The 9,112-nt window shown below is 74.3% G+C and carries 11 protein-coding genes; 5 read left to right on the top strand and 6 right to left on the bottom strand.

The genetic code is table 11. The features are described from left to right. Positions 1-4: 4 nt before the first annotated feature. Positions 5-901, bottom strand: coding sequence for a universal stress protein (locus QWJ41_RS14995; protein WP_302709212.1), 897 nt, complete (start codon positions 899-901; stop codon positions 5-7). A gap of 167 nt (positions 902-1,068) precedes the next feature. Between QWJ41_RS14995 and QWJ41_RS14990 the strand changes: the two genes are divergently transcribed. Further along, positions 1,069-2,133: an NAD(P)-dependent alcohol dehydrogenase gene (locus QWJ41_RS14990; RefSeq protein WP_302709211.1), complete on the top strand. Its 1,065-nt coding sequence runs from the start codon at positions 1,069-1,071 to the stop codon at positions 2,131-2,133. 4 nt (positions 2,134-2,137) lie between these two features. On the opposite strand, the gene QWJ41_RS14985 is transcribed toward QWJ41_RS14990, so the two are convergent. Next, positions 2,138-2,605, bottom strand: coding sequence for a hypothetical protein (locus QWJ41_RS14985; RefSeq protein ID WP_302709210.1), 468 nt, complete (start codon positions 2,603-2,605; stop codon positions 2,138-2,140). A gap of 92 nt (positions 2,606-2,697) precedes the next feature. Here QWJ41_RS14985 and QWJ41_RS14980 point away from each other — a divergent pair, with 92 nt between their 5' ends. Beyond that, positions 2,698-3,291: a DNA polymerase ligase N-terminal domain-containing protein gene (locus tag QWJ41_RS14980; RefSeq protein ID WP_302709209.1), complete on the top strand. Its 594-nt coding sequence runs from the start codon at positions 2,698-2,700 to the stop codon at positions 3,289-3,291. Between the two features lie 3 nt (positions 3,292-3,294). Here QWJ41_RS14980 and ligD read toward each other — a convergent pair whose 3' ends face one another. Then, the gene (gene ligD, locus QWJ41_RS14975; protein ID WP_302709208.1) at positions 3,295-4,197 is read right to left on the bottom strand and encodes a non-homologous end-joining DNA ligase; all 903 of its coding nucleotides are present in this window, start codon (positions 4,195-4,197) and stop codon (positions 3,295-3,297) included. Between the two features lie 116 nt (positions 4,198-4,313). Here ligD and QWJ41_RS14970 point away from each other — a divergent pair, with 116 nt between their 5' ends. Beyond that, the gene (locus QWJ41_RS14970; protein ID WP_302709207.1) at positions 4,314-5,096 is read left to right on the top strand and encodes an Fpg/Nei family DNA glycosylase; all 783 of its coding nucleotides are present in this window, start codon (positions 4,314-4,316) and stop codon (positions 5,094-5,096) included. An 81-nt stretch (positions 5,097-5,177) separates the two neighbouring features. Then, a complete protein-coding gene (locus QWJ41_RS14965) occupies positions 5,178-5,411 on the top strand; it encodes a hypothetical protein (protein WP_302709206.1) in 234 nt (77 codons plus the stop codon). Between the two features lie 18 nt (positions 5,412-5,429). Here the strand turns inward: QWJ41_RS14965 and QWJ41_RS14960 are convergent, their stop codons facing one another. Continuing rightward, a complete protein-coding gene (locus QWJ41_RS14960) occupies positions 5,430-6,857 on the bottom strand; it encodes a dicarboxylate/amino acid:cation symporter (protein WP_302709205.1) in 1,428 nt (475 codons plus the stop codon). Positions 6,858-7,135: 278 nt separating this feature from the next. Next, complete coding sequence (locus QWJ41_RS14955) at positions 7,136-7,996, bottom strand: universal stress protein (protein WP_302709204.1); 861 nt, start codon at positions 7,994-7,996, stop codon at positions 7,136-7,138. A 257-nt stretch (positions 7,997-8,253) separates the two neighbouring features. Between QWJ41_RS14955 and QWJ41_RS14950 the strand changes: the two genes are divergently transcribed. Then, positions 8,254-8,529 (top strand): hypothetical protein, encoded by a 276-nt coding sequence (locus QWJ41_RS14950; RefSeq protein ID WP_302709203.1) that lies wholly within the window; start codon positions 8,254-8,256, stop codon positions 8,527-8,529. A 13-nt stretch (positions 8,530-8,542) separates the two neighbouring features. Here QWJ41_RS14950 and QWJ41_RS14945 read toward each other — a convergent pair whose 3' ends face one another. After that, on the bottom strand, positions 8,543-9,016 hold the full coding sequence (locus QWJ41_RS14945) for an SRPBCC family protein (protein WP_302709202.1): 474 nt from the start codon (positions 9,014-9,016) through the stop codon (positions 8,543-8,545). Positions 9,017-9,112 lie beyond the last annotated feature (96 nt).

Raw genomic sequence — 9,112 nt, 5'->3', positions numbered from 1 at the left:
CTCCTCAGCCCGGCTGGTGCGGGTCGACGAGCAGCACCGGGCAGGCCGCCTCGCGGAGCACGGCACCGGCCACCGGGCCCACGTGGGAGCCCAGAGGGATCCTCGGATCGTGCTTGCCCAGCACCAGCAGGCTCGAGGCTCGGCTGGCCTCGACCAGCCGCTCGGCGGCCGGTGCCTCGGGCGTGCGCACCTCGACGTCGACGCCTTCGAGGTCGAGGTCGAGCTCGGCGAGGCGCTTGCGGATCTCCTCGGCCTCCTGCACGGCCAGGCTCTCCCCGTGCACCCGCGCGAGCGAGGGGTCGTCGTGGAAGCCGGGCAGCGACCACGCATGCACCAGCTCCAGGCGGGCGCCCCTCGCCCGGGCCGCCCCGACGGCCGCGCGCAGCACGGCGTCGCTGCGCTCCGGCACGTCCACGCCCGCGGTCACCAGCGCGGTGCCACTGCCGCCGGGGCTGCCGGCCCAGCCCGCGGGCACCGACACGAGCGGCACGTGCAGCCGCGCCGCCAGCCCGCTGGTCGTCGAGCGCGACACCAGGCGGCGTACGCGCGAGAGGTCACGGTGCTGCAGCACCACCACCCGGGCGGCCTCGAGGTCGGCGACCGCGTCGACGAGCTCGTGCACGACGGTCCCGAGCAGCAGCCGTCCGGTCACCGGGGTCCCCTCCCCGGCGAGGTCGCGGCAGTGCTCGAGGGCCTCGCGCAGGCTCTGCCGGCCGACGGCCTCGACGTCGACCGCCTGCACCAGCACCATCTCGGGTCCCTGGGGCAGGGCGTGCACGACGTGCAGGACGTGCACGCCGCACCCGTGCCGTCGGGCCTCGTCGACGGCGAAGGCGAGCGCGGCCTCGGCCGGCTGGTCGCCCAGGGCGACGACGACCGGGCGGGGGTCGGGCTGGTTCATCGGGGCCTCCTGGGTCCGGACCGTCGTGGTCCGGGCTCCAGCCTCACCGAGGCCAGGTGCGCTTCCCAGGGACCAAGGTCCGCGGCTGCGTGTGCCTTGGCCCCTGGGGGCCGCCGGCCCCTCGCGGAAGGTTGGTGGGCACGGACGAGACGCACGGGAGGACCGGGATGCACGCGCTACGACTGCTGGACTGGCACAGCGAGCCCCAGCTCGAGGAGGTGCCGGTGCCCGAGCCGGGCCCCGACGAGGTCCTGGTGCAGGTGGGAGGAGCCGGCGCCTGCCACTCCGACCTGCACCTGATGCACGAGTTCGAGGCAGGGGCGCTGCCCTGGGGGCCGCCCTTCACGCTCGGCCACGAGAACGCCGGGTGGGTGCACACGGTGGGCAGCGGCGTCCGTGGGCTCGAGCCCGGCCAGCCGGTGGCGGTCGTCGGCGCCTGGGGCTGCGGCACCTGCCGACGCTGCCTCGACGGGCTCGAGACCTACTGCGAGCGACCCGACCTGGCACCCGTGCCGGGCGGCGGTGGGGGCCTGGGCCTCGACGGCGGCATGGCGGAGTACCTCCTGGTGCCGTCGGCGCGGCACCTGGTCCCGCTGCCGGAGGGTCTCGACCCCGCCGAGGCGGCCCCGCTCACCGACGCCGGCCTGACGCCCTACCACGCCGTACGCCGCTCCTGGGGCAAGCTCGGCCCGACCGCCACGGCGCTGGTGATCGGGATCGGCGGGCTGGGCCACCTGTGCGTGCAGGCGCTCCGGGCGACCACCGCGGCCCGGGTCGTCGCGGTCGACCCGCGCGGCTCGGCCCGCGACCTGGCCCTCGAGTGCGGTGCCGACCTCGCGCTCGCGCCCGGTGACGACCTGGTCGCCGAGGTGCGCGAGTCCACCGGGGGGATCGGCGTCGACGTCGTGCTCGACATGGTCGGCTCCGACGAGACCCTGGCTGCCGGCGCGGCCTGCCTGCGCCAGCTCGGGGACCTGACCATCGTGGGCCTCGGCGGCGGGACGCTGCCGGTCTCCTTCTTCGGGCTCCCCTACGAGGCCAGCGTGCAGTCGACGTACTGGGGCAACCGGCGCGAGCTCGTCGACGTGCTCGACCTCGGGGCCCGGGGGCTGCTGAGGTCGCACACCACGCTCTACACCCTCGACGACGCGGCCCAGGCCTACCGCGACCTGGCCCACGGCACGGTCTCGGGGAGGGCCGTGGTGGTGCCGACCGACGCCTACCGCGCCTGAGCCGTCACTCCAGGGTGATGTCGCACTCCGCCTCGGCGTGCTCGGCGATCTCGTCGGCGGCCTCCTCGTACTCCTGACCGCCGAAGCCCTCGAGAGCCGCGCCGACCTCCTCCAGCTTCTCCAGGTCGACGTCCTCGTCGATGTCGCCGCTGATCATCCGGTCGAGCTCGTCGACGTCGATGTCGGCCTCGTCCAGCCGGTCCTGCAGCTCGTCGGTGCCCTCGTTGAGGGTGGCCCACTGCTCGGAGACCTCGTCCGGGGCCGCGTCGCCGAGCTGGTCGAAGACGTCGATGAGCTCGCCGAAGCTGACCTCGCCGCCGGAGTCGATCGCCTCGAACTGCTCGCGCGAGTCGGCGAGCTCGGCGCAGTAGGCCTCCACGTCGCCCGAGCCGCAGGCCCCCAGCCCCAGGGGCAGGCTGAGCACGGCCGCGGCCAGGAGCGCGGAGGAACGAGTCGTGCGCGTCGTCGTCATGCCACCAGCATGCACCGTGGTCACCGGCCCTGGAGCCGGATCCCCGGAGGTCGCGAGGCATCGTGCGCCGGCTCGGCGGGTACAGGGCCTGCATGGGGCAGGACAGGCTCGAGGAGTACCGGGACAGGCGTTCCAGCACCAGCCCGGAGCCGGCGGGGAGCAGCGGGCCCGCCGGCTCGGGCCGCCCGCCCGTCTTCGTGGTGCAGCGCCACGACGCCTCGAGCCTGCACTTCGACCTGCGGCTCGAGATCGAGGGCGTCCTGGTCTCCTGGGCGGTGCCCAAGGGGCCGTCGGTCGACCCCTCCGACAAGCGCCTGGCTCGGCGCACCGAGGACCACCCGCTGGACTACACGGACTTCGAGGGCCGCATCGACGAGGGCTACGGCGCCGGCACCGTCGTGGTGTGGGACACCGGGACCTACGAGAACCTCACCGAGGAGGACGGCCGGCCTCGAGCCGCCAAGGACGCCCTGGACGCCGGACACCTCAAGGTTCGCCTGCACGGCGACAAGCTGAGCGGCGCCTTCGCCCTGACCCACACCCGGATGGGCGGCGACGACGGGGCCTGGATGCTGGTGAAGGTCGACGACGAGGGGGCCGACCGCCGTCGCCGCCCGACCTCGACCCAGAACGAGTCGGTGCTCAGTGGACGCACCAACGAGGACCTCGAGGCCGATCCGTCCTGAGATCTACGACTCTCGGGCCAGCCGACGACGGGCCCCGCCGAGGCCCTGGCCCCGCGGCAGCTCGGCCCACGGGTCGCCGCAGCGCTGCAGGCGCCGGTCGAGGTCGTGCAGGTGCACCTGGTCGGGCTCGACGCTGCCCAGCTCGGCCCAGGTGATCGGGGCCGAGACCGGGGCGCCGGGCCGGGCGCGCACGGCGTACGGCGGCACGAGCGTCTGTCCGTAGCCGTTGCGCATGATGTCGACGAGCACCCGGTCGCCCCGCCGGTCCTTGCGGGCCTCGAGCGTGAGCAGGTCGGGCTCGCGCTCGACCAGCACCTGCGCGACCTGCCGGGCGAAGTCGCGCACCTCGTCGAAGTCCTGCAGCCGGCGCAGCGGCACCACCACGTGGTAGCCGCGCGACCCGCTGGTCTTCACGACGGAGGTGAGCCCGAGGTCGTCGAGCAGCTCGCCCACCAGGGCGGTGGCCCGCCGTACCGCGGCCAGGCCCGGCACCGAGGGGTCGAGGTCGAAGACCAGCTGGTCGGGACGCTCGAGCCGGTCGGTCCTGCTCAGCCACGCGTGCGGGGTCAGGCATGCCTGCTGGGCCAGGTAGACCAACGTCCTGGTGTCGGCGACCACGACCTGGCGCTGGGGCCCCTCCCCCGTGGCGACCTCGACCGTGCGCACGGAGTCGGGGAAGTGCGAGGGCACCTTCTTCTCGTAGAACGACGGCCCGTCGAGCCCGTCGGGGAAGCGCTGCATCGAGATGGGCCGGTCCCGCAGGTGCGGCAGCACCAGGTCGGCGATCGCCTCGTGGTAGCGCGCCAGGTCGAGCTTGGTGACCTCCGGAGCATCTCCTGCGCCGGGCACGAGCACCTTGTCGGGCTTCGTCACCCGGACGCCCGCCACCTCGACCTCGTCACTCATCCGGCCTCCCTCACGTCGTCGCCGGCCGCCTTGTCGTCTGGTGGTCGCGCTCCTGGTACCCGGTGGGCGCGGCAGTCATGCGTGTGGGCGAGGCCCGGGCGGGGTACCTGGCGGGCATGCCGGAGCTGCCCGACGTCGAGGTCTTCCGCCGTCGCCTCGTCGAGGCCACGACCGATCGACGGATCGAGGGGGTCGACGTGCTCGACGGCGAGGTCCTCGCGACCACCCGGGCCGAGCTCGACAGGGCCCTGGCCGGAAGCCGGGTGAGCGGCACCCGCCGGCACGGCAAGCAGCTGTACGTCGGCCTGGGCGACGGCCCGCCGCTGCGGCTGCACTTCGGGATGACCGGGTACCTCACCACCGTGGCCGACCACGACGAGCCGCCCCGCCACACGCGGGTCGTCCTGGCGCTCTCGCGCGGGCGGCGGCTGCTGCTGGTCGACCAGCGCAAGCTGGGCGAGGTCGGGCTCGTGGACAGCGCCGACGACGACGTCGCGCAGCGGGGCCTCGGGCCGGACGCGCTCGACCTCGACCTGGCGGGCCTGCGGGAGGTGCTGGCCCGGAGCCGCGGGGCGCTGAAGCCGACGCTGATGGACCAGGGCCGCATCGCCGGCCTGGGGAACATCTACAGCGACGAGGTCCTCTTCCAGGCCCGCCTCGACCCACGGGCCCCGGCTGCGGAGGTCTCGCGCGGCGAGGCGCAGCGCCTGCACCGCCAGCTGCGCCGGGTGCTCGAGCGGGCGGTCGAGGGAGGGGTCCGCGACTTCCCACGCGGCTGGTTGCTGCACCGACGCGACGACGGCGCTCGGTGCCCACGCTGCGGCGGCCCGGTCGAGCGCTTCACCGCCGCGGGGCGCCACGGGTTCCGCTGCCCGGCCTGCCAGTCCCGCGAGGGCTGAGCGGTGTGACCACCCACACGCGTGGCGCGGGGGTGGTCCGGGTACGGAACCCCTGACCAGCCAGACGACAGGAGGAGCCGCATGCCGACCCGCCTCACCGCCAAGGTGCGCGCGACCGCCCGTCGTGTCGCGCGCACGACCGTCCGTCGTGCCGACCGCCCCCTGACCGACCGCGGCGGGGCGACCGGCACCCCCTCGCACGACCTCGACGAGGCCCCGCCGTCCCTGGCCCAGGAGACCAACTGGGTGGTCAGCGGCGGGGGCCTGGTCGGCAGCGACGACACCGAGCCCCGCCGAGCCCGCCGCAGCAGGTGACGGGGCCCGGCGCGTGGCTCAGACGCGTGCCAGCGGCTCCAGCGACGGGCCGGTCGACGCGGTGGCCGCCTGCGGGGTCGCCTCGAGCGCGTCGTCGCGGACCCAGCCGCCGCTGCGCGGGGCGTCGTACACCTGCTGGTCGAGGATGCCCTCACGCTTGGCCACCAGGGTCGGCACCAGTGCCTGGCCGGTGACGTTGACCGCGGTGCGGCCCATGTCGAGGATCGGGTCGATGGCCAGCAGCAGGCCGACTCCCTCGAGCGGCAGGCCCAGGGTCGACAGGGTCAGCGTGAGCATCACGGTGGCGCCCGTGACGCCGGCCGTCGCGGCCGAGCCGATGACCGAGACCACCACGATCAGCAGGTAGTCGGTGATCGCGAGGTCGACGCCGAAGAACTGCGCCACGAAGATCGCGGAGATCGCCGGGTAGATCGAGGCGCAGCCGTCCATCTTGGTGGTCGCCCCGAGCGGCACCGCGAAGGAGGAGTAGGCGCGCGGGACGCCCAGGTTGCGCTCGGTGACCGACTCGGTGACCGGCATCGTGCCGACCGAGGAGCGGGAGACGAAGGCCAGCGAGATGGCCGGCCACGCGCCGGAGAAAAACTGGCGCACCGAGAGCCCGTTGACGCGCAGCAGCACCGGGTAGACCACGAGCAGCACCAGCAGGAGCCCCGCGTAGATGGCGCCGGTGAAGACGCCCAGCGAGCCCAACGCGTCCCAGCCGTACGTCGCGACCGCCTTGCCGAGCAGGCCGACCGTGGCGATCGGCGCGAGCAGGATGATCCACCAGAGCACCTTCTGCACCACGGCCAGCGCGGAGCGCACCACGACCATGAACGGCTCGGCGGCCTCGCCGACCTTGAGCGTGGCGATGCCGACGGCGATGGCCAGCACCAGGATCTGCAGGACGTTGAAGGACAGCGCGACGCTGCCGTCGTCGCCGGCGGACGCCTGGAGACCCAGCACGTTGGCGGGCACGAGCCCGTTGAGGAAGTCGAGCCAGGAGCCGCTGCTCTCGGGGGCGGCGGCCGCGTCGGCCGGCACGCTGGTGCGTGAGCCCGGCTGGAGCACCAGCCCGAGCGTGATGCCGATCGAGACGGCGACCAGCGCGGTGCCGGCGAACCAGGCCAGTGTCTTCCAGGCCAGGCGGGCGGCGCCGGCGACGTCGCGGAGGTTGGCGATCGAGGCGACGATCGCCAGGAAGACCAGTGCCGGCACGACCGCCTTGAGCAGCGTGACGAAGGTGCTGCCGATCGTGGTGAGGGTCAGGGTCAGCCAGTTGGGGTCGACCGCGCCGGCGGCGTCGACGCCGTCGGGGCCCATCGACCGGGCGAGCATGCCGAGGGCGACGCCCAGGACGAGCCCGATCAGGACCTGGACGCCGAAGGAGGGCATCCGCAGTCTGCGGGTGGGGGTGGGGGCAGGAGCGGGCAGGGTGGAGCTCACGGCGCAGTGCCTTTCGCAGCGGCCGGCGGCGTGCGCCGTCGACCAGGGGACCGAAGGAGGGTGGGGGCTCAGTCAGCTGCGACAGTCGGCGCACTGGCGGCGCTCGAGGTCGATGACGATGCGCCGCGTCAGCAGCTCGCCCTCGTTCACCGGTCCTCGCACGCGGGGCCGAACCCGGTGCGCGGCGAGTTCATTCCCCGCCGGTGGTGGATGTGCCGCAGCGCACACTGCACCTTGCTGTGGCGGGGACGGCGGGCATCTGGGCTTGCCCCGACACGTCACACCTCCGGCTCGGGACGGATGACCACCGTGGGGCAGCCGACGAAGTGCAGGAGGGCGTGGGTCACCGAGCCCACCGCCAGTCCGTGGAAGCCGCCGCGGCCGCGGGAGCCGACCACCATGAGGTCGGCCTTGTGCGAGGCGTCGGCGAGCACCGCGACCGGGTCGCGCCGGTGCACGTGGACCTCGACGGTGACGTCGGGGTGCTGTTGTCGCAGAGCGGCGATCTGCATCTCCACGCCCTGGCGCCGGGCGGCGACCTCCTCGTCGTCGGGCGGGAGCGGTCGGAGCAGATGGCGTGGCCAGCCCTGCGGCAGGCCGATCGCGCTGACCACGCGCAGCCGGGCTCGGCGCAGCGACGCCTCCCGGAACGCGTGCTCGAGGGCTCGGACCGACGTGGCGGATCCGTCGGTGCCGACGACCACCCGGTGGTGCCCGACCGAGGCGTGCGCGACGACCGCGACCGGGCAGGTCGCATGCCCCACGACCTGCATCGTGGTGGAGCCCATCAGCATGTTCCCGACGTTCTCGCCCTGGGCACCCAGCACCACGCTGTGGGCCTCGCGGCCCTCCGCGAGGAGCACCTGGGCGGGCGTGCCCTTCACGAGGTCGGACGCGATCTCGAGGTGGGGGTAGGTCTCGCGGACCAGTGCGGCTGCGTCCTCGACCGCGGCCCGGCCGTGCCGCTCGGCCTCCTCGAACCGACCGGGCGGGAAGAACGGGAAGTCCCCCTCCCAACGGGGTAGGGCGTGCACGAGCCGAAGCGAGCGCCCGCGCAGCGCGGCGTCGTGGGCGGCCCACATCACCGCACGCAGGCTGCGTCCTGAGCCGTCGACCCCGGCGACCACGTCCCAGGTCACAGCGCCGCCGACTCGTGCGTCGCGCTGTGCTCGGTTCCCTGTCCAGGTGGTCGCCTCATCAGCCCACTCCCCTCGTCCCTGCCCACTACAGGTGGTGGCGACCTGGGCGGGTAGGGCCGAAGGCCCCGGGCGACCCGACCGCCGTCCCTACCTCCGCGCGCTCCCGGGCCGCAGGCTGGTGGTCCACCGAAGAGACGGGAGTCCCAGCGATGACCTCGAGACGACCAGGGACGAGGACGGCCGACGAGAGCTCAACCGTGGCGCTCGGCTGGGTCTGCGGCCTCGGGCTGCTGGTGGTGCCCTGGCTGGGCGCCGGCATCCTGGCCACGTTCATCTCGCTGCTGGACTCCGAGGCCCTGGAGCCCGAGCGCACCTTCCCATGGTTGGTGCTGGCGGTCCTCCTGGCCGGACTCGGCGGGCTCGCCTACGGCAGCGTGCGGGTGCCGGGCTTCCGCCGGGGCGCCGTGCCTGCCACCGCCATCGCCCTGGTGCTGCTGATCGGAGGCTTCGTTGCCGCGTGGGTGCTGGCCTGAGGGACCCGCGGCGTCAGCCCTCCGCGATCCGCTTGAGCGCGGCGAGGGTGCGCGGGATGCCGTCCAGCGCCTGCTGGGTGCGATCGGCGATCTGGGCGGAGGCGTCGTCGCCGAACTTCTGCTCGAACATCGCGATCCCGGCCGGCAGGAACTCCCACGACTCGGTCAGCGTGGTGGCGTCGCCGTCGGGCTCGAGCCGGAAGCCCCAGCGCACGAACCCGTCGCCGACCAGCCAGGCGAACTCGCGGCCACGCTCGGCGGCCACCACCACCGACCGGGTCTCCCAGGTGCGCTCCGGGGTCTGGTTGCGCCCGGTGAACCAGGCGCCGACCCGGCCCGCCCGGTCCTCGTCGTCCCACCAGCAGGCGGTGCACACGGGGCTCCACTCCCCCGTGCGCGTGATGTCGGAGACGAGGTCGTAGACCGCCTCCGGTGGGGCCTCGACCCGGACGGACTCCTCGTGGCTGCGGGGGTGGGGCTGCTCCATGCCCCCACCCTCACACCCGAGGCCGTGGCTGTCCCCACCCGTCCGCGGCTGCCGGGCATGCTGGGTCGAGCCAAGGGGTACGGCGTTGCGGGCCGG

This window comes from Nocardioides cremeus (assembly GCF_030518195.1).
Classification (GTDB): Bacteria; Actinomycetota; Actinomycetes; order Propionibacteriales; family Nocardioidaceae; genus Nocardioides; species Nocardioides cremeus.
Note: the sequence above shows the minus strand (reverse complement) of the source record. Positions and strands in the feature narration are given on the sequence as shown.

Coding starts and splice junctions, on each gene's coding strand:
- QWJ41_RS14995 (WP_302709212.1), bottom strand. CDS start 901: ATGAACCAGCCCGACCCCCGCCCGGTCGTCGTCGCCCTGGGCGACCAG.
- QWJ41_RS14990 (WP_302709211.1), top strand. CDS start 1,069: ATGCACGCGCTACGACTGCTGGACTGGCACAGCGAGCCCCAGCTCGAG.
- QWJ41_RS14985 (WP_302709210.1), bottom strand. CDS start 2,605: ATGACGACGACGCGCACGACTCGTTCCTCCGCGCTCCTGGCCGCGGCC.
- QWJ41_RS14980 (WP_302709209.1), top strand. CDS start 2,698: ATGGGGCAGGACAGGCTCGAGGAGTACCGGGACAGGCGTTCCAGCACC.
- ligD (WP_302709208.1), bottom strand. CDS start 4,197: ATGAGTGACGAGGTCGAGGTGGCGGGCGTCCGGGTGACGAAGCCCGAC.
- QWJ41_RS14970 (WP_302709207.1), top strand. CDS start 4,314: ATGCCGGAGCTGCCCGACGTCGAGGTCTTCCGCCGTCGCCTCGTCGAG.
- QWJ41_RS14965 (WP_302709206.1), top strand. CDS start 5,178: ATGCCGACCCGCCTCACCGCCAAGGTGCGCGCGACCGCCCGTCGTGTC.
- QWJ41_RS14945 (WP_302709202.1), bottom strand. CDS start 9,016: ATGGAGCAGCCCCACCCCCGCAGCCACGAGGAGTCCGTCCGGGTCGAG.